The sequence below is a fragment of the Flagellimonas onchidii genome (genome assembly GCF_004804315.1).
Lineage (GTDB): Bacteria > Bacteroidota > Bacteroidia > Flavobacteriales > Flavobacteriaceae > Flagellimonas > Flagellimonas onchidii.
The window spans coordinates 104,979-127,097 of record NZ_SRXX01000006.1; the positions used below are offsets into that span (position 1 = coordinate 104,979).

At 40.0% G+C, this 22,119-nt stretch carries 22 protein-coding genes and 1 pseudogene; 7 read left to right on the forward strand and 16 right to left on the reverse strand.

All coding sequences use genetic code 11. The features are described from left to right. Window positions 1–46 precede the first annotated feature (46 nt). Window positions 47–1,141, forward strand: coding sequence for a Nif3-like dinuclear metal center hexameric protein (locus E4661_RS08185; RefSeq protein WP_136466346.1), 1,095 nt, complete (start codon window positions 47–49; stop codon window positions 1,139–1,141). A gap of 5 nt (window positions 1,142–1,146) precedes the next feature. Next, window positions 1,147–1,926: a zinc ribbon domain-containing protein gene (locus tag E4661_RS08190; protein WP_136466347.1), complete on the forward strand. Its 780-nt coding sequence runs from the start codon at window positions 1,147–1,149 to the stop codon at window positions 1,924–1,926. A 608-nt stretch (window positions 1,927–2,534) separates the two neighbouring features. On the opposite strand, the gene E4661_RS08195 is transcribed toward E4661_RS08190, so the two are convergent. Next, window positions 2,535–4,256, reverse strand: a complete 1,722-nt coding sequence (locus E4661_RS08195; protein WP_136466348.1) for a BspA family leucine-rich repeat surface protein — start codon at window positions 4,254–4,256, stop codon at window positions 2,535–2,537. A gap of 425 nt (window positions 4,257–4,681) precedes the next feature. Here E4661_RS08195 and E4661_RS08200 point away from each other — a divergent pair, with 425 nt between their 5' ends. Further along, complete coding sequence (locus E4661_RS08200) at window positions 4,682–5,071, forward strand: DoxX family protein (protein WP_136466349.1); 390 nt, start codon at window positions 4,682–4,684, stop codon at window positions 5,069–5,071. 51 nt (window positions 5,072–5,122) lie between these two features. Here the strand turns inward: E4661_RS08200 and E4661_RS08205 are convergent, their stop codons facing one another. The 5 genes from E4661_RS08205 to E4661_RS08225 all read right to left on the reverse strand — a co-directional run bounded on the left by E4661_RS08205 (window position 5,123) and on the right by E4661_RS08225 (window position 9,068). After that, entirely contained in the window at window positions 5,123–6,463 is a 1,341-nt protein-coding gene (locus E4661_RS08205) for an FAD-dependent oxidoreductase (protein WP_136466350.1), read from the reverse strand. Window positions 6,464–6,757: 294 nt separating this feature from the next. Next, entirely contained in the window at window positions 6,758–7,306 is a 549-nt protein-coding gene (locus E4661_RS08210) for a ClpP family protease (protein WP_136466351.1), read from the reverse strand. Window positions 7,307–7,392: 86 nt separating this feature from the next. Beyond that, on the reverse strand, window positions 7,393–8,220 hold the full coding sequence (locus tag E4661_RS08215) for a mechanosensitive ion channel family protein (RefSeq protein ID WP_136466352.1): 828 nt from the start codon (window positions 8,218–8,220) through the stop codon (window positions 7,393–7,395). Window positions 8,221–8,249: 29 nt separating this feature from the next. Further along, entirely contained in the window at window positions 8,250–8,438 is a 189-nt protein-coding gene (locus E4661_RS08220; RefSeq protein ID WP_136466353.1) for a hypothetical protein, read from the reverse strand. Further along, complete coding sequence (locus tag E4661_RS08225) at window positions 8,439–9,068, reverse strand: RNA polymerase sigma factor (protein ID WP_136466354.1); 630 nt, start codon at window positions 9,066–9,068, stop codon at window positions 8,439–8,441. A 94-nt stretch (window positions 9,069–9,162) separates the two neighbouring features. Here E4661_RS08225 and E4661_RS08230 point away from each other — a divergent pair, with 94 nt between their 5' ends. Next, a complete protein-coding gene (locus E4661_RS08230) occupies window positions 9,163–9,837 on the forward strand; it encodes a hypothetical protein (protein WP_136466355.1) in 675 nt (224 codons plus the stop codon). 4 nt (window positions 9,838–9,841) lie between these two features. Here the strand turns inward: E4661_RS08230 and E4661_RS08235 are convergent, their stop codons facing one another. Next, window positions 9,842–10,990: an MFS transporter gene (locus tag E4661_RS08235; protein ID WP_136466356.1), complete on the reverse strand. Its 1,149-nt coding sequence runs from the start codon at window positions 10,988–10,990 to the stop codon at window positions 9,842–9,844. 130 nt (window positions 10,991–11,120) lie between these two features. Here E4661_RS08235 and E4661_RS08240 point away from each other — a divergent pair, with 130 nt between their 5' ends. Beyond that, a complete protein-coding gene (locus E4661_RS08240; protein WP_136466357.1) occupies window positions 11,121–11,987 on the forward strand; it encodes an AraC family transcriptional regulator in 867 nt (288 codons plus the stop codon). On the opposite strand, the gene kynU is transcribed toward E4661_RS08240, so the two are convergent. Then, window positions 11,976–13,244, reverse strand: coding sequence for a kynureninase (gene kynU / locus E4661_RS08245; protein WP_136466358.1), 1,269 nt, complete (start codon window positions 13,242–13,244; stop codon window positions 11,976–11,978). The two genes, E4661_RS08240 and kynU, sit on opposite strands and share 12 nt — an antisense overlap. 51 nt (window positions 13,245–13,295) lie before the next feature. Continuing rightward, window positions 13,296–13,760 (reverse strand): GNAT family N-acetyltransferase, encoded by a 465-nt coding sequence (locus E4661_RS08250; protein ID WP_136466359.1) that lies wholly within the window; start codon window positions 13,758–13,760, stop codon window positions 13,296–13,298. Between the two features lie 65 nt (window positions 13,761–13,825). Between E4661_RS08250 and E4661_RS08255 the strand changes: the two genes are divergently transcribed. Next, window positions 13,826–14,467 (forward strand): O-methyltransferase, encoded by a 642-nt coding sequence (locus E4661_RS08255; RefSeq protein WP_136466360.1) that lies wholly within the window; start codon window positions 13,826–13,828, stop codon window positions 14,465–14,467. Here the strand turns inward: E4661_RS08255 and E4661_RS08260 are convergent. From E4661_RS08260 to E4661_RS08290, 7 genes are all read right to left on the reverse strand, one after another. Next, window positions 14,445–15,005, reverse strand: coding sequence for a phosphatase PAP2 family protein (locus E4661_RS08260; protein WP_136466361.1), 561 nt, complete (start codon window positions 15,003–15,005; stop codon window positions 14,445–14,447). The genes E4661_RS08255 and E4661_RS08260 overlap by 23 nt on opposite strands. A gap of 2 nt (window positions 15,006–15,007) precedes the next feature. Beyond that, window positions 15,008–15,286, reverse strand: a complete 279-nt coding sequence (locus E4661_RS08265) for a Sec-independent protein translocase subunit TatA/TatB (protein WP_136466362.1) — start codon at window positions 15,284–15,286, stop codon at window positions 15,008–15,010. Window positions 15,287–15,367: 81 nt separating this feature from the next. Continuing rightward, the gene (locus E4661_RS08270; protein ID WP_136466363.1) at window positions 15,368–17,677 is read right to left on the reverse strand and encodes a M1 family metallopeptidase; all 2,310 of its coding nucleotides are present in this window, start codon (window positions 17,675–17,677) and stop codon (window positions 15,368–15,370) included. Window positions 17,678–17,737: 60 nt separating this feature from the next. Next, window positions 17,738–18,229 (reverse strand): DUF6702 family protein, encoded by a 492-nt coding sequence (locus E4661_RS08275; protein ID WP_240751433.1) that lies wholly within the window; start codon window positions 18,227–18,229, stop codon window positions 17,738–17,740. Window positions 18,230–18,378: 149 nt separating this feature from the next. Further along, on the reverse strand, window positions 18,379–19,191 hold the full coding sequence (locus tag E4661_RS08280; RefSeq protein ID WP_240751434.1) for a carboxypeptidase-like regulatory domain-containing protein: 813 nt from the start codon (window positions 19,189–19,191) through the stop codon (window positions 18,379–18,381). 2 nt (window positions 19,192–19,193) lie between these two features. Continuing rightward, window positions 19,194–19,991 carry a carboxypeptidase-like regulatory domain-containing protein gene (locus E4661_RS08285; RefSeq protein WP_136466364.1) on the reverse strand — a complete coding sequence of 266 codons (798 nt, stop codon included), beginning with the start codon at window positions 19,989–19,991 and terminating at the stop codon, window positions 19,194–19,196. Then, entirely contained in the window at window positions 19,981–20,730 is a 750-nt protein-coding gene (locus E4661_RS08290) for a carboxypeptidase-like regulatory domain-containing protein (RefSeq protein ID WP_136466365.1), read from the reverse strand. The genes E4661_RS08285 and E4661_RS08290 overlap by 11 nt, the downstream gene beginning before the upstream one ends. Window positions 20,731–20,985: 255 nt before the next feature. Here E4661_RS08290 and E4661_RS08295 point away from each other — a divergent pair. After that, window positions 20,986–22,119: pseudogene (locus E4661_RS08295) on the forward strand (hypothetical protein); the annotation flags it as partial.

Below are 22,119 nucleotides of genomic sequence, written 5' to 3' on the forward strand. Positions count from 1 at the left end.
AGCGAAAATATAATATTTTATCTTTAGCCCTATCAAGAAAGATAAAATGACCGTAAAGGATATCACAAACATACTGGAAGAACTTGCACCACTACCCTATGCAGAAGATTTTGACAATGTTGGCCTATTGGTCGGTAATAACCATATGGAAGTTACTGGTGTTTTGGTCACTTTGGACACTTTGGAAAATGTTGTCGATGAAGCCATTACCAAAGGCCACAATCTAATTGTTAGTTTTCATCCCATAATTTTTAAGGGAATCAAAAAGTTTACCGGCGGCAGCTATGTAGAACGTGTTGTAATGAAGGCCATCTCCAACAATATTGCCATCTATAGCATGCATACCGCACTAGACAATTCACATCTCGGTGTAAATGCCAAAATCTGTGAGGTTTTGGGATTAAAGGCCCCAAAAATTCTAATTCCCAAGTCGGGAACCATTAAAAAACTAACGACCTATGCTCCCACCGCATCGGTTGAGGCCGTTAAAGCGGCTTTGTTCAAAGTTGGGGCCGGTGAAATTGGAAAATATAACAACTGTAGTTTTAGCACAGAAGGGCAGGGCAGTTTTAAACCTACTGAAGGGACAAATCCCACTTTGGGCGAAATCGGTAAAGTTCATTTAGAAAAAGAAATGCAAATCAACATGATATTTTCATTTGAAAAAGAACGAAATGTTCTTAATGCCCTTTTTGAAAGCCATCCTTACGAAGAAGTCGCTTATGAAATTATAACCTTGGAAAACACCAACCAAGATATTGGAATGGGCATGATTGGTTCGTTAGAAAATGGAATGGAAGAAGAAGCCTTTTTAAAATTGGTAAAAAAACGAATGAATGCCTCGGTCGTGCGCCATTCAAAACTGTTAGATAAAAAGGTTAAAAAAGTAGCTGTTTTAGGAGGCAGTGGTGCTTTTGCCATCTCGGCCGCCAAAAAAGCCAAAGCCGATATTTTCATCACTTCGGACATAAAATACCACGAGTTTTATCAGGCCGAAGGGCAATTGGTCATTGCCGATATCGGGCACTTTGAAACAGAGCAGTTTACAAAAGACTTATTGGTTGATTATCTTATCAAAAAAATTCCTAATTTTGCAGTCGCGTTATCCGAAAGCATAACAAATCCCATTAAGTATTTATAAAATTTATGGCGAACAAGAAAGAAAACACCGTGGAAGAAAAACTAAGGGCTCTATATGATCTTCAGTTAATTGATTCCAGGGTTGATGAAATACGCAATGTAAGAGGCGAACTACCGTTGGAAGTGCAAGATTTGGAAGATGAAGTACTTGGTCTTAAGACCCGTATGGACAAATTGAAAACCGATGTTGAAACGGTAAATTTTGAAATTGCTGCAAAAAAGAACCTGATCGAAGAGTCTAAGGCATTGATGAAAAAATATGCCGAGCAGCAAAAAAATGTACGAAACAGCCGTGAATTTAACTCTTTAAGTAAGGAAATTGAGTTTCAAGAGCTTGAAATACAATTGGCCGAAAAGAACATCAAGGAATTTAAGGCCCAAATAGAGCAAAAGAAAGAGGTGGTTTCCGAAACCAAGGAAAAACTATCTGAGCGCGAAGGGCATTTGAAGCACAAAAAAGGTGAATTGGATGCTATTCTTGCCGAAACTGAAAAAGAGGAAAAAGCCCTTTTGAAGAAATCCGAAGAGTTTGAGGACAAAATCGAAGAACGCCTAGTCCAAGCCTATAAACGCATTAGACATAATGTTAAAAACGGTTTGGCCGTTGTTCCGGTAGAGCGTGGTGCTTCTGGGGGTTCTTTCTTTACCATTCCGCCTCAGGTGCAGGTTGAGATTGCCTCGCGTAAAAAAATCATTACCGATGAACACAGTGGTCGAATTTTGGTTGATCCACTTCTTGCCGAGGAAGAACAAGACAAAATGCAAAAACTGTTTTCAAAGATTTAAGCAACAATATGTTTTGAAAATACAAGCCACCTTTTTAGGTGGCTTTTTTATGTTGTTAATGTATTCCTGAGGTTTTTGTCATTCATGCGACCGCGTGCCGCCAAAGCTTTTCAGCCGTCGCAGCCTTGCTGCTTTGGCGAAGATGGCTTGCAGTGGCGCAAAACAGGAATCTAATGTTTTTTTGACACGAATTTCTCGAATTTCGCCAATTGACACGAATACTTTTTTGTTCCTTCCCTATCATACTGAGTAATGTCACACTGAGCGTACGCGTGTCGCTGAAGCTTTAGCGTAAGCACAGTCGGAAGTGAAGATGGTTTGACCCTTTCCGTCCCGTAGTGCGGGACACCTTTCCCTAAAAGGGAAAGGAGCTCTTTCTGCATCAAATGTGGGATGGCGTAGAACCAACAAGAGAGATTTCTCAGTCGTTACACTTCTTCGAAATGACGAAAAATCGACAAGGTTATTCCGAACGAATGTGAAGAATCTTAGCCTTCATGTGGATTCCCACTTTCGTGGGAATGACATGTATGGCACCAATGACCACACAAAGAAAAAAGGAGGGCCTAAAACAAACCCTCCCATTTATTGTTTACGTTTTTTAGTTTTTAAAAACCTATGCAAAAAACTCCTAAATCCCCTATAAAAGTCCAATTGTTGTTCGATAATGTTTCACGGGCAGCTAAAATATCCGGATTATTGTTGCAATAGTCCAGTCCAGCAGCACCAAGTGTCACATTGAGCTGAACCTCCATGGTTGCCCAACCCAATAAAGTTGCACCATAATTGTCCCTTGATAATCCTGGATTGTCCAACATATTTTCCATGAATTGAGCACTGCTAATGTCCCAACCTCCCAAGTTTTGGTCAAAGGCTTTGGCATCTTTGAACATACTGCTCATATCAATCACATTGGATGTTTTTTCTCCCCATGCTCCAATAGGTTGGTTAAATACTGTGGTTGAATGGAACATAGAATTCATGTAAATCACACTGGACACATCCCAGCCACTGATATCATCGTTGAACCCTTCATTTAAGTAAAACATACTATTCATGTCTTCTATTTTGGAAACATCCCAGTTTGCAATGCTCGTTTTAAAATTGACGCTACTTGTCGAGAACATACTGCTTATATCTTTAACCATTGACAGGTCAGGACTGTCCGTTGCATTGTAATCCATACTAGTAAGTACAAATGCTTTTTCTAGAACCCTCCATTGAATGTTACCCCATTGCTCCATACTGGTAAAATAGTCTTCATACCCCGACACCCTGAGCGCAGGGAACTGTCCTGTGATGGCCACGGTATAGGCCCCGGGTTCTTCATAAACATGGATAGGTTTAGCAGTGGTCAATTCTTCAACTTCGGAACCGTCTCCCCAATCGATCACATAATCAAAAGTAAGTCCTTCCAAATTGTTGTCGGATATTTCGGAGTTCAGTTGGATCTCCACCCCTTGTCCATCAGTCGTCCATGTAGTTACGAAGGAGTCGGGGCTTTCTGCAAGTACACCGTCATCGACCACATTTATGGTGATCTCGGCTTCGGTGGTAGCAGCTCCATCCGTTACGATTACGGTCAATATATAGGACGGAGTGCCCTCAAAATCGAGTGTTTTACCCTCGTCCAAGCTCAATATCCCTGTTGCCTTATCAATCACAAAAAGGCCGTTTGCAGGGTCGGTGATATCGGTCACAATCTCAAATTCAAGTGTGTCGCCATCAGGATCGGTCGCATCTACTGTTCCAACCTCGGCGCCTTCCACGTTCTCGGCCACCTCGAACACTTGGTCCGCCGTTATCTCTGGGGCCTTGTTCACATTGCCCACATTAATGGTCACCTGGGCATTGACCGTAGGGTTGTTGTCATCGCTCACCCCAATGGTGATCTCAAATGTCTTGGACTCTTCGTGGATGTCGAAGCTCTTGCCTGCCGCAAGGCTTATGGCACCGCCCTCGTTGGTCTTGACAACCTCGAACAAATCCTCGCTGTTGGCGACCATACTGAACTTTAGTTCATCACCGTCCGCATCGGTCGCTTTCAATGTTCCAATCACATCGGTGTCCGGTATGTTCTCATTGGTGTCAAAAATCAGTGTGCTCTGGTCAATCTTGGGTTCGCTGTTCGTTGGTGGGACAGGGTCTTCTTTTTTGCTACAGGATATGGCCCCGATGAGCAATAGGGCCAGCAATAAAGATCTTTTCAGGGTTTTACGCTCGATGGCGCTCGATGGCGCTCGATGGCGCTCGATGGCGCTCGATGGCGCTCGATGGCGCTCGATGGCGCTCGATGGCGCTCGATGGCGCAATTTTAGCTTATTTCTCATGGTATTTAGTATTTAAGTGAATACCGCTAAGTTAGCCTGCCAATGTATGGCCCATCCCTCCCAATTGACGGATGCCCCGTTTGGGTTGACGGATGGGGTAATTTGGGGAACGGTCCTTCGCCAGCCTTCTTCGCCAAAGTAGCTTGGCTACGACGGCCGAAAGGCCTCGGACTACAAGTGAAGAGTAGAAGGCTTCGGACTATCGGTAAATCCCACGCTAAAGCTTCGGGTTTTGATGAAGGACAAGAAGTGAAGGGTTTCGGTGAAATTTCAACAAAAGCCCGCAGCAAGTTGGGAAGAATTCTTATCACTTGGCTTTATAAACCCGTATTTGGTCGATAGGGAATGTTCATCTGCCAATTCACAGAGGAATATCCACATTTATTTGGCTAGATTGAAGACAACAAATCTTAAATACTAGCGCCATGAAAAAAAACTACACTACTTATTACATCTTTTTGGGGTTATTCTCATTAATGATTTTGACCTCACTTTACAAGCATTTGTTTTTTTACGAAGCTATGGTACAGGAATACGCCAAACTTGGTTACCCTGAACATTTGGTAAAACCACTGGCCATTGCCCAATTTTTAGGGCTCTCCCTAATCATTTACAACAAAAGTAAAAGGTTGCTGGAATGGGCTTATGGGGGGTTTATTTTAAACTTGGTGTTTGCAATTATCGCCCATTATGTTTCTAAATACGGTAATGGTGCCCCCGCAGTGGTTTGTTTGGCGTTATTGTTTATCACCTACTTTTTGGGCAATAGAAGAGATACCGTCCAACAATCGGAGAATTTAGCCATCTCTGTTTAAATCTTTATTGCCCAGAATACCAAAAGCGGCCCGTTGGGCCGCTTTTACATTTTATAGAAGTGATACTATTTTATCTTCAACTTCCTGAGAATCCCAAACATTTTCTATGTTCGGAAGTTTCATGATTTCTTGCATAATCTTTTCCTGCCTATCCCCTATTGCCAATGCTTCCGAATAAGGTTTATCCGAAAACGTGACCCTACTATATACTGGAATCCATTTGTCCGGATGTTTTGTCGAAAATCTTTTTTCTATTTTTTTCTGTAGCAAAAACATTTGGTCGGCCGTTTTACTGCTCATTTCCACAAAGTTCCGGTAGCTCAATTCAGCAATGGCATCTGCGTTGGGCTTGCGTTGTTTTTGGTATTCGTCAAAAATGGTATCCCAATTGTCTCCATAGGTTTCCATAAGCTCGTTCAACACAAAAATATCTTCAAAACCAGCATTCATGCCCTGCCCATAGAAGGGAACAATTGCATGGGCGGAGTCACCAACCAAAGCCACTTTATTCCAATAAGTCCATGGGTAGCACTTCATGGTGACCATTGCGCTTGTAGGGTTCTTGAAAAAATCGCTAGTAAGGTTTTCGATTTCCTTCTGAACATTTGGAAAATAGGCTTTAAAAAAAGTCTTGGCCTCCTTTTCTGTGGCAATGTTTTCAAAAGACACAGGTCCCTCAAAAGGTAAAAATAGAGTACAGGTAAAGCTTCCACCCAAATTGGGCATGGCAATAAGCATAAATTTCCCCCTGGGCCAAATATGAAAAGAATGTTTATCCAACTTATGGGTTCCATCCGCATTAGGGGGAATAGTAAGTTCTTTGTACCCCACATTAATGAATTGCTGCGAGTAATCGAATCGACTTCGGCGTTGCATTTTATGCCGTACTCGTGAAAAAGCCCCGTCGCAGCCAAAAATTAAATCGTATTGATACGCTTTCCACTCACTCTTTTCGGACGCTCCCGTGTACAACTTGGCTTCGGGCAGGTCGATATCCCAAACTTTTTCGTTGAATTTGAACTCGGCTCCCGCTTTTTCGGCCAAGTCTATCATCTTTCTATTTAAAACCCCTCTTGAAATAGACCAAATTGCTTCTCCCTCTTTACCGTATTTTTGAAAGTAGACCGGTTTTTCGTTCACGTGCATTGCTCTTTTGTCCAGAGGAATAGCAATTTCCTTGATTCGCTCTTCCAATCCAACTTTTCTGAGCGAGCGCCACCCTCTATTGCTCATTGCCAAGTTGATGGAGCGCCCAGAAAATTCTACCGTTCGGATATCAGGTCTGCGGTCAAAAACAGTAACCTTGTGTCCTTTTTTCTTTAAATAGATTGCTAAAAGTGAGCCCACCAATCCCGAACCGATGATGGCAATATTTTTGGAAGTCTGTGTCATAAATGCCCTTGGGCCGATTCTCGTTAAACCATAAAATTACGGAATAAAGTAAAAATGCTTCTGCTTTAAAGGTTGCAATTAAGACAAACTCTCCTTTTTTCGCAGTTTCCAGATGATCAGAAACACCATCTTAAATTTATTTTTATATTTTTTAACATTTACCTCAAGACTTTTGGCACTAAGATTGACGTATATAAAGAAAATATTCCGCTCAGGCGTCCATATATATGCAAAAAGTCCTTCATAACTTTTATGAAGGACTTTTTCCCTTTTTAAGGGTTATGCAATAATATCTTATTCTAGAATACCGTCAACAATACCGTATTCAATAGATTCTTCTGCTCCCATCCAATAGTCGCGATCAAAATCCTTCATCACCTTGTCAAAATCTTGGTCACAGTTTTCAGCCAAAATCTTGGCACCGAGTTCTTTTGTCTTTATGATTTCTTTAGCCTGAATCTCGATATTGGAGGCTTGCCCCTGAGCTCCTCCGCTAGGTTGATGAATCATCACCCTCGCATGTGGCTGAATAAAACGTCTTCCCTTTTCCCCAACAGATAACAAAATAGAACCCATTGAAGCGGCCAAACCTGAACAAACGGTCGAAACCGGGCTTTTAATTTGTTTTATGGTATCATAAATCGCAAAACCTGAAGTAACATACCCTCCAGGGCTATTGATAATCAGTTGGATTTCTTTATTATTTTGAAGATCCAAGTAAAGCAGGCGATCTATTACATGTTTTGCTGAATCATCATCTACCATTCCCCACAAAAACACTTTACGTTCTTCCAGTAATTTTTCTTGAATCAACTCTTGAACTTTCCCTTTTTTTGAACTCATTCTTTAGCTTTTGAAAGTTTCAAAATTAATCAAATTCCCTAGAAGTTTCATGTACCTTAAAACGACCTTTTCAAAATCAAGATTTATTAGGATTTAATCTCAACTTTTTTCGACACCACATCTTTAATAGGGATTACAAATTTCCCATCTTTAGTAATCAAAGTCAATGAGTTGTTTTCTATGGCTTCAATAGTTCCTGAATATTTTCCAATGACTACCTTGTCACCCACAGCAAAAGTTCTTCGGGTGTAGAACGACCTTAAAAGGTCAGTGATGATATCCCTTGAACCTAACCCTAGCCCTAATGCAAAGGCCAGCAAGAAAGCTCCCAAAATCATGGTAATGTTATTGGTAATGATAGAAGTGTCTATTCCCGCCTGATTCAATGCCGTAATGGAAATAAAAATTACGATGATGTAAAACAATAGGTTGCTCACTAAATTAGATCCTCCGAATTCGAGGGAATCGAACAGCTTTTTTACTGTCTTTTTTACAAAGTTTCCAATGTATAGTCCTATCATGATCAACGCTAAAGCACTGAATAATCTGGGCAAATAGCGAAGTAGATTTCCTATTTCCGTAGAAATGATCTCCCAGCTTAGAATATCGGCGGCCACGATCAAGAAAACCAACAACAAGAACCATTTGACAAATCCGAGTATGACCTTTATGATATCAATTTTAAAATCACCTCTGCCAAATAAATCCATCTCATTGATTTTTTCGCTCAAGGCATCTGTTTTTGCCAATTTTAGAACTTTACCCAAAATAAAAAGGATAATTCTGGTAACAAGCCAACCGATTAAAAGAACTATCAGTGCGCCGATTATCTTTGGCAAGGCCATGGCAATATCCCTTCCCATGGTGGCAAGGGAATCGAAAGTCAGATTTTTCCATTCGTTAATAGTTTCCATATTCGTAGTTTTTTAAGTGTTCGTTCAGATTAGTTATTTCCAAAAGTTTTAAAGAGTTTCCGCAAAGCAGAGCCCACATTGAAAGAAAACAATGACGCTAGATCGAGGATCAACTTTGCCGCTGCAATGTCGTTCATTACCTTTTTCTTCATACCAGGTGGAACTTCTTTTAATGAAGCTTCCAATTCCCTAAATGGATTTCTTTTCTTCTTTGCCATCTATGGTAAGGTGTTATACATTTCCACTAGTTTTTCTTTTGCTCTCTTGAGACGCATTTTTATTGCGCTCTCCCCTATTTCCATAAGGGCCACAAGGTCTTTTATCGATGCTCCATCTTGATATTTTAACAACAAAATGGATTTATCTTCTGGTGATATCAGTTCCAAGGCCTCCTTTAACTTACTGGCCTTCATTTCAAAAAGGCTATCGTCGGGCACTTCAACGGTCAATTTATATTCTGAATCTTCAACTGGTACCGATTTATCGCTCATTTTTCTTTGCTTATTCCTGTTTACGTAGTTTACACAGAAATTATAGGTAAAAGAGTAAAGCCAAGTTGAAAACTTGGATTTTCCTTTGAACATCTTCAGTTTTATAAACAGCTGCAAAAAAACGTCCTGGGTTAAGTCTTCTGCTTCATCTTGCGACTTTGCAAATCCATAACACTTGTTGTAGACCATTTTTGCATACCGGTCATACAGCTTACCAAACAGCAGTGGATTGTTGTTGGCGACAATCTTTTTTACCAGCTCCTCATCTGTTAAATGGGCATACGGGTCGTCTGTTTCCAATGGTTTCTTATCGAGATTATTTATAAGAATTAGAAACAGTCTTTTTAAAAAAGTCACTCAGAAGGGGTTGTGGTTAGTGAATCAGTTTAGATATGCAACAGATTTATTCCTAATATAAATTAAAATCGAGTTACATTTGAAAAAAAAGCACATGAAAACTGTTTCCTTCTTAGTACTCTCATCACTTTGGCTATTTATCAGTTGTAAAACGGAGCCCAAAAAGGTTGAAAAAGCATTCGACGAACCTACCATAGCTGAAAAAATTGCTTATGCCCATGGTTTCGAAAACTGGAAATCGGTCAAAGAATTCACCTTTACATTTAACGTAGACCGGGATACTACTCACCTTGAACGTACTTGGATATGGAAACCCAAAACTAACGATGTTGTCTCCATTTCGAAAAATGACACATTGGTTTATAATCGGAAATCGATGGACAGCATTGCCACCAAAGCGAATGCAGGTTTTATTAATGATCGTTATTGGGTTTTGGCCCCGTTTAACTTAATATGGGACTCCAATAACTATACTTTTGAGCATTCAGAGAATGAAAAAGCTCCCATCAGTCAAAAACCGATACAAAAATTAACCATTGTTTATGGTAGTGAGGGTGGATACACCCCTGGTGACGCCTATGATTTTTATTTTGGTGATGATCATATCATCCGTGAATGGGTTTTTAGAAAGGCAAATCAACCTGAACCATCTATGACCACAACTTGGGAGGATTATGTAGAAATTGAAGGGCTTCTACTTGCCCAAGACCATAGAATGGCAGAAGGTTCTTTTAGTTTGAATTTCACTGATTTAGAGGTCAAGCAGTGATTTTTTAAGATTTGCTTTTTCTCAATAAGGCTGTTACCCCCAGTACCAAAAGCACGCATCCTGTTAGAGCAAAAAAACTATGTTTTAAAGAAGATTCCTCAGCAATAAACCCTAAAATAACGGGACCCATCAAAAACCCCAAATACCCAGTCCCCGCAATAAAGGAAACCCCTTTGGCGGATTCAACTCCCTTTACATTTCCACCGATACGAAAAAGCTCAGGAATAATCACCGAGAACCCGAGACCGTTAAGTGCAAATCCTAAAATGGCAAGTAACGTGTATTCAGATAATACTAAAACATAACCTACCGTAGCAATAATTGCTCCTAACACGACAATATTTACCGATCCTATTTTTGCACTTATGCCATCTCCTAAAAATCGGCCCAAGGTCATAGCAATTGAAAAGGCCAAAAAACCAGAGCCTATAAAAGCTTCTGGGGCCAATGTAACCTCTTTAAGGTAGAGACCGCTCCAATCAATAATGGCACCTTCACTTCCCATGGTCACAAATGCAATAATTCCCAATAAAAAAAGGGGCTTAAGCAACTTTAGACTGAACTGTTCTTGATCTACCTGTGCCGCGGTTATATTAATATAGTTTTTATAAAAAAACATGTTTATTGCCAAAACCAAAAGAACCGTTACGGCCATGTGCAAGGCCGGATTTCCTATGAACGGTATTAAAAAACTCCCTAGCCCAACAATTACACCACCCAGACTGAAAAACCCATGTGCCGCCGACATAAAATTTTCTTTGTCCTTCTTTTCAATTTCAGTGACCAAAGTGTTCATAGCAATATCTGTGAGTCCATTTGATGCACCAAAAACGAACAACGCCAGCATTAAAAGATAATAGTTAGGGGCCAACAATGGGAATAGTGCAGTAATACTGCAAAGTAAAACGCCATACCATGTTGTTCTGCCTACACCGAATTTGTTAATTATCTTGGAGGCAACGGGAAATATGGTAAATACACCCAATGAAAGGCAAAAAATGGCAATTCCCAGATCAGCCTTATCAATCTCCAGTCTTTCCTTGACCGATGGAATATAAATGGCCCAAGTCCCAAACCAAATGTTTAGGCTTGTGAAAACGAACGCGGGAGCAAAGTAACGCGGATTGGAAAAAATTAGTTGTAATGATTTCATTGGTGACTTATACTGTTGCACGCAAAATAACTAAGGATTTGCCAATGCCCCATATAATAGATTATTCCATAAATAAGTCATTTTATTCATTTATTGTTGTTTAGATGTCATAATTAGATAATTTTACCATATGAAACCTATTCTTGAAGCTATAAATCTGCAAAACGGTGCTTCTTTAAAAGTGGAAAGCTATAATAACTCCAGCTATTGCCAATCTGCTGGATGGCATATTCACCCCGAATTTGAATTGGTTTTTGTTAAAAATGGGGGTGGTTGTTTGCAAGTGGGTTCCAAAAAAATGAATTACACCAAAGGCACCTTGGTTTTTCTAGGTGGAAACATTCCCCATGCCGATTTTGGAAATAAAGACCATGGAGACAACTTAGAGGTAGTCATTCAATTTAGAAAGGAGTTTTTAGCGGATAAACTAAAAGTTTTTCCAGAATTATTGGGGATAAAACGTTTGATACAAGACTCACGACAAGTACTCATCTTTGATTCAAAGACCAAAGATGCGCTGTGGGATAACTTCAGACAATTTAGCACATTGGATAATCAAGGAAAGTTGATCAACCTATTGACTATTTTGGACTATCTAAGTAAATATGGCACGTATGAATGCCTATTTGATTCTTACGAGATCAACAGGTATAAAAAGGCTGATATTGATCACTTAGAGGAAATTTTTGAATATGTAAACAATAACTATTCAAAGCAAATTTCAGTAGAACATATTGCTTCTCAATTGGGTTACACCGCCAATTCTTTTTGCCGCTTTTTCAAAAAAATGACCCATCGAAGGTTTATTGATTTTGTAAATGAATATCGTATTGAAAAGGCCATGGAAGCTTTCAATGAGAGCAATAATGTGATTGCCGAGGTAATGTACAATTCAGGATTTAACGACCCCTCTTACTTCACCAAGCAGTTCAAAAAATACCATGGGGTAACGCCCAGTGCGTATTTAAAATCAAAATATACCCAATCACTTGTTTAGGATTCCACTTTTCAAGATTTGCCCAAACCTATACATATCAGTAAACGAGCAATAAAAGGGAGCTGGGGCCAATCTAATCACATTCGGTTCGCGCCAATCCGTGATTACTCCATTTTTCATTAAATGATCGAACAAAGCCCTGCCTTCTCCATGCAGAAATACCGAAAGCTGGCAACCTCGTTCATTTGGTGTTATAATTTCAAAAGAACTGGCAACTGCCTTATCGATTTCGTGAAGTACAAACTCCAAATAGGATACTATTCTTTGCTGTTTTTGGATTAAAGCTTCCATCCCCACCTCATCAAATAATTCCAACGAAGCTAAGTATGGTGCCAATGAAAGTATGGGAGGATTGCTCAACTGCCATGCATCTGCTGTGTCTATTGGGTCAAACTCTGGCTCCATCAAAAAACGGGTTTCTTTTTTGGTTCCCCACCAACCCTCAAACCGAGGGAGGTTTTTTTTACCTAGATGTTGTTCGTGAACAAAAATCCCAGATGCATTTCCTGGCCCACTGTTCATATATTTATAACTGCACCAAGCGGCAAAGTCCACATCCCAATCATGTAATTTCAAAGCTACATTTCCTGCTGCATGGGCTAAATCCCAACCAACCAAAGCTCCAGCCGCTTTTCCAGCTTTTGTAATGGTTCCCATATCAAATACCTGCCCGTTGTAATAGTTGACACCGCCAATCAGCACCAAGGCTAGTTCATCACCAGTCTCTTCAATTTTTTGTAAGATATCCTCCTTTCTCCAAAAATGTTCGCCTTTTCTTTTTTTGACCTCCACTATGGCATCCTTAGGGTCAAAGCCATGAAACCTTACCTGACTTTGTAGCATATACTGATCTGAGGGAAAGGCTTTTTCCTCGCAAAGAATCTTAAATCTTTTCTGGGTAGGTCTATAAAATGAAACCATCAACAAATGAAGGTTCACGGTGAGGGTATTCATCACAGAAATTTCTCCCGGTTTTGCACCAACAACTTTTGCCAAACCATTGGCCAGACGCTCGTGATAATCCCACCAAGGTTTCTCTGCATAAAAATGCCCTTCAACAGCTAGCTCCCGCCAGTCTTTCATGACCTCATCCACGTATTTTTGAGTCCGTTTAGGTTGTAGTCCCAAAGAGTTTCCTGTAAAATAAATCACCTCTTTACCGGCCACTTGGGGATAATGAAATTCATTTCTGTATTTGGATAGGGAATCTTTGGCATCCAACTGCTGTGCAAACTCCAAAGTGTTTTGAAATGTCATAACTAAAACGGTTTCAAATGAGTATTGGTAAAACTACTTCTTCTGGTCAAATTATTCTAGTCTCATCTCAATAATGTGCTTTTTAAAGCCCACCTTTTCATATGCTTTTATAGCCGGGAAATTTTCATCGTATACGGTAAGGCGCATTTCCTTAAGCCCTTTTTTGGCTGACCAATCTTTAAGAGCTTTTATAATTTCGGAATTCAGTCCCTTTCCTCGAAATTCAGGAAGGGTAAACATAAAACCAAGATAGGAGTAGTATTCATGGTCCAGATAATGCCTTGCGCGTCTTGATTGCGCATAGCCTGATGCTACAATGTTTCCATCATGTTCTACCACCACTACACAAGAATTCTCATCTGGAATCATTTGTCCAATGTCATAATAGCTTACTGGGTCTTCTCTTATAGTGCAATCAAAAGGTCTTTCTGCCTTTATAAGCTCTTGTTCAAAACCAAGGAGCACGGGCAAATCAGCAAGAGTAGCTTCTCTTAAAATAAAATCGGTCAATGCCATATCAAATCATTAAACAAATAGAAATCCAATGTAGTTCTTTTCCATATTTTTACGAAAATTTACGCATGCATTTCCTATCTCCTCTGTTGGAAAATTATATTTCGGACAACTCAGAAGCCGAACCTCCTTTGTTGACAGAGCTTACAAGAGAAACTCATTTAAAGGTTATTCAGCCAAGAATGATCACAGGTCATTTTCAAGGTAGGGTATTGAGTTTGCTATCAAAGTTAATCGCTCCCAAAAATATTCTTGAAATAGGCACCTACACTGGATATTCCGCTATCTGTTTGGCAGAAGGATTGCAAAAGGGCGGGGAACTTCATACCATTGAAATCAACGAAGAACTTCATCAAATGCAGCGTAAATATTTTGATAAAAGCGGTTTTGGGAAACAGATTATTCAGCATACAGGGGATGCTTTGGATATAATTCCATCACTTGATATATGCTTTGACCTTGTGTTTATTGATGCACAAAAAGTAAACTATGACGCCTATTTTGAAGCAGTAATTCAAAAAACAAAATCCGGTAGTACAATTCTTTCGGATAATGTATTGTGGTCGGGAAAAGTGGTTGAACCTGTTGCCAAATCGGATAAGGCCACAGCTGCTCTTTTGGAATACAACGCCAAGTTAAAAAATGATGAAAGAGTTGAAACGGTCCTTCTTCCTATAAGGGATGGACTTACTTTGTCAAGGGTGCTATAAATCGCAGGTAAATCTTGTAAAAAAGTAATGCAGAAAGGCTTCCGACTAGAGCTCCTACTAAAACATCTAACGGAAAGTGGACTCCCACATATATTCTACTATAGGAAAACAGCAAAGGCCAGAGAAAGAAAATCCAAGCCCATTTTACCCTTTCACGAAGTAGTAAGTATGTCAGCATGGCTATGGCAAACGAACTTGCCGCATGTCCTGAGAAGAAACTGTAATCCGAAGGGGTCTTCAATATCCGAATAAAAGAATTCAAGGTCTCATCATTACAGGGACGAGGTCTCTTCACCCAAATTTTGATTAGATGGGTCAAAAATGTAATGAAGAATGCGAACAAAGACAGTAAAACAATTTGAAAAAAAGCTTTTTTCCGAGGAAACTTGAGAATAAATAGCAGTAAAAACAGTAGAAAAAGAGGAATCCAACTTTTGATTTCTGTGGCAATTACCCAGAAAGTATCAAACCTTTCTGTACCAAGGGAATTAAGGTAAACAAAAGTATCTTGATCCCATTGAAGTAATCTTTCGAACATGGTTACTTTGTGCTCCTTTTAACGGCACCAGTAACTTCATCCACATTCTTTTTTACTTCGTTCAATTCATTGCGGATATCCTTTGTAAAGTCAGTATCAATACCCTGTTTTTCTGCACTTTTTTGGATTTCGCGCTTAATATCATCCGTTGCATCACGCAATTGGCGCATACCTTTCCCCAAGCCTTTGGCTATGCCTGGAATTTTATCGGCACCAAATACCATTACCACAACAAAGAGGATGAAAAAAATCTCGCCACCACTGATAAATAGAAAATGCATAAAGCAAATATAATGAGAAGTTGGTTGGAAAATAAAAAAAGCCCCGTGAAATCACGGGGCTTTTTTAGTAATTAGCATGATTTATTTTCCCTTGATATTTTCTTTGAACTTATCAAAATCAGACTTTTCTTCTTTAATTGGCCAAGAATTGTTGGTGGTATCAATATCGGCAGTTTCCAATTTTGGGTCAACCACAATACCGACCAATTCTTTCTGAGATGCCAGTACCCTTCTTACCTCAGCATCGTTCTTTCTCCAAATTTCAGCAGGGTAGGTAATGTTTTCCTTGCTCCCGTCAGCGTAGGTATATTCCACAATCAAAGGCATTGGAATACCTCCCGGCTTATCGAAAGTGATTTCGTAGAAGTATTTTGGTTCTTTTATCTGTCCTCTTTCCGCCTCGGTAAGCTTATCCATCATAAATTCTTTGAGGTTTTGGGATGTTGCACTAGGAAATTTTCCTTTTAAATCAGGGTAGTAATCCTCACTGTCCTCTTCAGCCAAATATACCAATGGGGGCAAATCAGATTCCGTTAAGTTTCTATCGGCCATATATTTTTCCATTTGCTTGGTGGGCTTGCTGGAAACATAGTACTTTTTAACTCCTTTAACACCTATGTCCACATAGTCTGTAGTATAGAACCATCCTCTCCAGTACCAATCCAGATCCACAGCGGAGGCATCTTCCATAGTACGGAAGAAATCCTCAGGTGTAGGGTGTTTAAACTTCCAACGTTGTGCATAGGTTTTAAAGGCATGGTCAAACAATTCCTCTCCCATCACCGTTTCTCTAAGAATGTTCAAAGCTGTAGCTGGTTTGCCATAAGCATTTGGACCCAATTGGTAGACATTCTCTGGGTTGGACATGATTGGAGAAATATAGCTCTGGTCTCCGGCCATATAAGGAACTATTTTCGCCGCTTCACCTCTGCGGGATGGGTACTTTGTATTAGGTGCTATGACTTCTGGGTAGTTTTTACCAAATTCCTGTTCTGCCAGATATTGCATAAAAGTATCCAAACCTTCATCCATCCAACCCCATTGGCGTTCATCGGAATTAACAATCATTGGGAAGAAGTTGTGACCTACTTCGTGAATAATAACACTAATCATTCCGTATTTTGTTCTATCGGAATAAGTTCCATCTTCATTTGGTCGTCCATAATTCCAGCAAATCATAGGATATTCCATTCCTTGATTTTTGGCATGAACAGAGATGGCCTTGTGATAAGGATAATCAAAGGTGTGCTTGGAATACGTCTTTAAGGTTTGTACAACCGCTTTTGTGGATTGCTCTTCCCAAAGTGGGTTTCCTTCTTTCGGATACATGGAAACAGCCATCACATCCTTGCCTCCTATCTTAACAGCCTGCATATCCCATATAAACTTTCTTGAAGTAGCAAAACCATAATCGCGAACATTGGTCGCCTTGAATTTCCATGTTTTCGTTTTATCTGAAAAGCCTTTTTCAGCTGCTTCAGCCTCTTCTTGAGTTACAATAAGAACAGGTTTGTCGTAAGATTTTTTGGCCTGCTTGTAACGCTTCATCATTTCCTTTGAGAAAACATCGTCCCTGTTTTGAAGCACCCCGGTAGCATCCAGAATGTGGTCTGCAGGCACAGTAATGCTTACGTCGTAGTTACCAAATGGAAGCGCGAACTCACCGCTCCCCCAAAATTGATGGTTTTGCCATCCTTCAACATCACTGTAGACTGCCATTCTTGGAAAGAATTGGGCAATTACGTAAGCTCTGTTACCATCTTTTGCAAAATATTCATAGCCAGAACGTGCCCTATTCACGGTATGATCAGGGATGTTGTACCACCACTTGATTGAAAATGAAATCTGTTCACCGCTTTTTAGTGGTTTTGGAATATTCAACCTCATCATGGTCTGATTGATGGTAAAGGATAGTGGTTTGCCATTAGCATCTTTTACATATTCAATATTAAAACCACCGTCGAAAGGTTCCTGAATGTAGGTGCTTGCAAAGTTACTGGCAGTGTAAGCGAAATTCACACCATTACCATCACGTAAGGGGGACTTGGAATCTTTTGCGCGAACGTTCTGATCTAATTGAACCCACAAAAACTCCAAATCATCTGGTGAATTGTTGTAATAGGTGATGGTCTCTACACCATTAATCTTGGCATTTTTGTCATCCAAGACAATATTCATTTTATAATCAGCTCTTTGTTGATAATAATCAGGACCAGGTGCCCCAGAAGCTGAACGATATGTATTGGGAGTTGAGAACTCCTCGTACAATTGTTTGAATTTACTTTGATTATAGTGGCCGGGCTCCCTTTTTTCCTCGCTTTCTTCCTGTGCTATGGCCAAAGCACCAACAAGGAACAGCATGGAAGCTAAACAATACTTGATTTTGAACATTTTATTTCAATTTTTGAACGGTGAAAAATACTTTTTTTTTAACCAATCGTTAAAGAAAGGTTAGAAGTTTAACATTCCTTTATTATTCTCACGAATCAACACAAAACTCTTTTTGTTTCCTTTCCATTTAACATGGACGATGTTCTGCTGTTCTTCGAATAAATCGGTAAGAATTTCATTTTGGATGGATATAGTCTTTAAATCTTCAAGATTTACTTTGGGTATTTCCAAATAGCAAATAACCACATCATTATCATATTGCTTGCCCAAGAAAGTATAATTAGCGTTTTCGCCATCCAATTCAATAGCAAACTTTGTCCTGAAATATTTTTTGATGTACTCATCAGCTATTTTAGATTCTTTCTCAGTGGCAAGTTCAGGGTCTATGCCATAACGCTCCTCCAAAACTTGTTCTAGGTCATCAATAAAAATGCGGGTAGTTATTTGTAATGCTTCATCTTTTTCTGAATAAACTACATTGGTGACACTGACATAAAATTTGTGTACTGTAGAAAATGAGAACATCATCATCACAAAAAGTAACAATGCCATTCCTTTTCCAATTTTCAAACCCATCATATGGTAATTGACCTTATTTTTCAATTCTTGTTACATTTTAATCGTTAAAATTGATATCTAGACTGCGCTCGATATGACATCATCCAACAATCCAAAATTAGCAAACGGCATGCCAAATCATATCAATCCATATTGTTGTTTTGACGATAAACTTTGCTCTTTTCGATTAAAAACTCCCAAAACTTTAATTCATCATCTTGTTTGACCAGATTGTAAAAGTCGGAATCCATTTGGCAATAATACATAAAGTCATGGTACTGGTTTCGAGAAATTTTAAGATGATCGGTAAAAAGTGAATCGATATATTCTTCTTCAACACCTTTGATTACTTCATAGTTTTCATCCAATTGCACCCGCTTCTTCAACATCTTTGTCCTCCCACTTAAGCGATTCAGAATCTTATTGACGTTTATTGCGAATCCAAGACCATATAAATAGACAAATTTTCCATGATCAGCATCATGAAGTTTGTTCTCGCTTTGCGAGATAACACGAACGCTTGCGTTGGGTAAGCCCAAAGCCTCTGCACTTACATCTTTTTCCAACTTTAGACCGTTTAAATCTTGATTGAGGTCACCTGTTAAATTATAAGGTCGAACAACCACCTCGTCCAACTTGTTGACGAACTCTTCTAGGGGAACGACAATAAATCCAGAATTATATATGTCTGTGGTAATATGGATTACCTTCTTCTTGAATTGAACAGCAGAAAATACTAAAGTATCATTGTTCTTAGCTGTAATGGAAAAATTACCGTTGGCATCTGTAATCACTGCTTTGGCAGAATTTATATTCTGTACCGCTATGCCTGCAACATCTTTGTCAGAACTACGAACCCTTCCCTTGATTTCTTTGACCCTTGCTTCTTGGGCATACATTACATTACCAATCGATAAAAGAGCAATAAACGCGGCCTTTGTATTGGAATGGAGCATTACTAATCCAGATTGTTGTTTCGTCTATAGGCCCTACTTTTGACCACCATAAAATCCCATATCTTCAGCTTGTCCTGTGAATCCACTACTGACTGAAATTTTTCATCAACTTCACAGAAGTACATAAAATCCTCTATTTTCTCAACGGGGATTTTCAAGGTGCTTACAAACAAGGAATCTACATAAAACCCCTGCACCCTTTGGGTACGGGCATACGTCTTATCAACCTTAACCCTGTTTTTCAACATTTTGGTGCGACCGGTTATCGCGTTTATCAAGGGATCCAATGGAGGTGTTAAAATCATTCCCACATTAAACTTTCCAGCAGTAGCCTGCTGTAGTTTGCGTTCGCTTTGCGTGGGAATTTTGGCATGGGCATTTGGTAAGCCCAAGGCCTCGGCACTCACATCTTTTTCAAGTTTTAACCCGATTAAATCCTGATTCAAATCTCCGGTAAGGTCATACGGTCTTACCACCACTTCGTCCAATTGATTGACAAATTCTTCCAAGGGAATGGTGACAAATCTTGAATTATAAATCTCCTCGGTAACCTGAAGTACTTTTCTTTTGAACTGAACGGCTGAAAAAACCAAGGTATCATTTCTGTTTACGGTAATGGAAAAGTCTCCATTTAAATCTGTAATAACCGCGTGATTAGCGCTCACGTTTTGTACAACCACACCAACAACATCCTTATTAGGGCTATAAACCCTTCCTTTTAGTTCTTTTTCAGTTTGCTTTTGGGAAAATCCCGAAAATGTAAGCGAACACCATACTAGGAAAAGTAACTTATTCCTCATCCAACTCGGCCAAATAGGTTTTACTGTGGGTGACCAAAAAGTCAATCAATTGGAATTCATTTTGCTTCCGCAAAAGGATTTGTGAAGGCACCTTATCATCGCAATAGTATAGAAATGCATCTATTTTGTCCCTAGGAAGCTTCAAATCCACAACAAAAAATTCATCATCATACACTTGTCTTAATATTTCACTCACCTTTAAAGGCTCTCCACCTCCTTCTTCCTCTTTTTTCTTGGTGAGAGTTTTATATAAGAGTTTAAAAATATTCTTGATATTAAGTCCATCCTGCATTCCTCGCTCCGTTCTGGACAAAGCGATATTTTCCACTTCCGTACCACGATCAATTTCATATTCAAACCCCTTGAAATCCTCATTTTGTATTTGCAAAAACTTTTCTTGGTTTTCCGGTGTCACCACAACCTCATCCAATTCTGTGATTTTTTCGGTCACCTCGACCACCAATCTATTTTTCTGCAGAATTTCAGGAGTAATTTTAATCACTTCCAATTGATAGTTCACGGCTGTAAAAACCAGTTGATCACCATCTTTGACATCAATTAAAAATTCCCCGTCATCGTTTGTGATAGTAGCTGTTTCTGCCGTAGCATTAATAACGTTTTCATTAGGTACATTGGCACCTCTATAAAGCACCTTTCCCCTTAGCGGCCGCCTAGTTTCCTGAGCTAGCGAAACCATAGAAAATATAGCAAAAAACAATAGTGCCATAATCTTTCTCATAACCCACTGAAGTTTAGTTGAAGCTAAAGAAAACCCTTGAAGGCCATATAAAAAAATAAACCTGTTCTAAACTTTTGTTAATTCTGTGGATAGGCAGTCGTAAATACATTTCCATTCACCTTCAAACTAGGGTATTTTGACGGTAATAATTAGAATTATTAAAACATATCGATAGTTTTGCGAATTACGCGTTAAAATCCTCAAACAGCAGACATTGTGAAAAAGCAATTTGTACATCTGATTATTGGCCTACTGATGATTGGTTCCCTTAAAGGGCAAATAAAAATTGGTGATAATCCGCAAACCTTGAATCCCGCTTCCGTTCTTGAGCTGGAAAGCTCTTCGAGGGTGCTTGTGATAACCAGGGTTACCACTGCCCAAATGAATACGATTACCCCTTTACGCGGGGCTTTGGTTTATAATACCGATGCAGATTGTATTCATTACTATAATGGAACGGATTGGATTAATATCTGTGAAGCGCTGGACAATTCTTTTACCGTGAGCACAGAAGCAGTGTTTAACCAGTTTTCACGGGATAGCACTGTGGTAATCACGCAAACTGATGACAACTATAATTTTGAGGTAAACCTTATTTCGGGTATTGATAATATTATACCTTCTACAATTAATGGCACGTTACACATCCAACCATCTTCAATTACTGGAGGTCAAATTCAAAATAAGACGATTACCTTTGATAAACTTGATGATGGCAAAAACTCAGGTCAACTTTTACGTTGGGATGGTGAAACTACAGGTTGGGTCCTGGTCAATCAATCTGACCTTGGCATAACTGAAGATGATGGTATTGTGGGCAACGAGGTCCTTGATGCAACCGCTGGGGGATCACTGGTACGCACCGGGGGAGGAACAGGGCCCGGGGACCCCTTCACCCTTGACGTGGCCGACGATGGAATAGATACGGACGAATTGGCCGACAACGCAGTGACAAACGACAAGATAGCCGACGATGCCGTCAACACCGACGAGATCGTGGACAACGCCGTAACAACGGACAAAATCCTCGATGCGAACGTGACCCTGGCCAAGATAGCCGACGGGACCGTGGACAACAACATCATACAGTGGAACGCGGCAACCTCGCAATGGGAAGAAACCGCTCCGGCCGCAGAGGTCGACGGAATTATCGGCAACGAGGTCCTGGACGCCACCGCCGGGGGATCACTGGTACGCACCGGGGGAGGAACAGGGCCCGGGGACCCCTTCACCCTTGACGTGGCCGACGATGGAATAGATACGGACGAATTGGCCGACAACGCAGTGACAAACGACAAGATAGCCGACGATGCCGTCAACACCGACGAGATCGTGGACAACGCCGTAACAACGGACAAAATCCTCGATGCGAACGTGACCCTGGCCAAG

What these genes read in the sequence shown, in the direction of transcription:
- E4661_RS08215 (WP_136466352.1), bottom strand. Translation starts at nt 8,220, where the DNA reads ATGGAAACTATTAACGAATGGAAAAATCTGACTTTCGATTCCCTTGCC.
- E4661_RS08185 (WP_136466346.1), top strand. Translation starts at nt 47, where the DNA reads ATGACCGTAAAGGATATCACAAACATACTGGAAGAACTTGCACCACTA.
- E4661_RS08210 (WP_136466351.1), bottom strand. Translation starts at nt 7,306, where the DNA reads ATGAGTTCAAAAAAAGGGAAAGTTCAAGAGTTGATTCAAGAAAAATTA.
- E4661_RS08290 (WP_136466365.1), bottom strand. Translation starts at nt 20,730, where the DNA reads ATGAGAAAGATTATGGCACTATTGTTTTTTGCTATATTTTCTATGGTT.
- E4661_RS08205 (WP_136466350.1), bottom strand. Translation starts at nt 6,463, where the DNA reads ATGACACAGACTTCCAAAAATATTGCCATCATCGGTTCGGGATTGGTG.
- E4661_RS08280 (WP_240751434.1), bottom strand. Translation starts at nt 19,191, where the DNA reads ATGCTCCATTCCAATACAAAGGCCGCGTTTATTGCTCTTTTATCGATT.
- E4661_RS08195 (WP_136466348.1), bottom strand. Translation starts at nt 4,256, where the DNA reads ATGAGAAATAAGCTAAAATTGCGCCATCGAGCGCCATCGAGCGCCATC.
- E4661_RS08240 (WP_136466357.1), top strand. Translation starts at nt 11,121, where the DNA reads ATGAAACCTATTCTTGAAGCTATAAATCTGCAAAACGGTGCTTCTTTA.
- E4661_RS08270 (WP_136466363.1), bottom strand. Translation starts at nt 17,677, where the DNA reads ATGTTCAAAATCAAGTATTGTTTAGCTTCCATGCTGTTCCTTGTTGGT.
- E4661_RS08285 (WP_136466364.1), bottom strand. Translation starts at nt 19,991, where the DNA reads ATGAGGAATAAGTTACTTTTCCTAGTATGGTGTTCGCTTACATTTTCG.
- E4661_RS08190 (WP_136466347.1), top strand. Translation starts at nt 1,147, where the DNA reads ATGGCGAACAAGAAAGAAAACACCGTGGAAGAAAAACTAAGGGCTCTA.
- E4661_RS08220 (WP_136466353.1), bottom strand. Translation starts at nt 8,438, where the DNA reads ATGGCAAAGAAGAAAAGAAATCCATTTAGGGAATTGGAAGCTTCATTA.
- E4661_RS08230 (WP_136466355.1), top strand. Translation starts at nt 9,163, where the DNA reads ATGAAAACTGTTTCCTTCTTAGTACTCTCATCACTTTGGCTATTTATC.
- kynU (WP_136466358.1), bottom strand. Translation starts at nt 13,244, where the DNA reads ATGACATTTCAAAACACTTTGGAGTTTGCACAGCAGTTGGATGCCAAA.
- E4661_RS08275 (WP_240751433.1), bottom strand. Translation starts at nt 18,229, where the DNA reads ATGGCATTGTTACTTTTTGTGATGATGATGTTCTCATTTTCTACAGTA.
- E4661_RS08260 (WP_136466361.1), bottom strand. Translation starts at nt 15,005, where the DNA reads ATGTTCGAAAGATTACTTCAATGGGATCAAGATACTTTTGTTTACCTT.
- E4661_RS08235 (WP_136466356.1), bottom strand. Translation starts at nt 10,990, where the DNA reads ATGAAATCATTACAACTAATTTTTTCCAATCCGCGTTACTTTGCTCCC.
- E4661_RS08265 (WP_136466362.1), bottom strand. Translation starts at nt 15,286, where the DNA reads ATGCATTTTCTATTTATCAGTGGTGGCGAGATTTTTTTCATCCTCTTT.
- E4661_RS08250 (WP_136466359.1), bottom strand. Translation starts at nt 13,760, where the DNA reads ATGGCATTGACCGATTTTATTTTAAGAGAAGCTACTCTTGCTGATTTG.
- E4661_RS08200 (WP_136466349.1), top strand. Translation starts at nt 4,682, where the DNA reads ATGAAAAAAAACTACACTACTTATTACATCTTTTTGGGGTTATTCTCA.
- E4661_RS08255 (WP_136466360.1), top strand. Translation starts at nt 13,826, where the DNA reads ATGCATTTCCTATCTCCTCTGTTGGAAAATTATATTTCGGACAACTCA.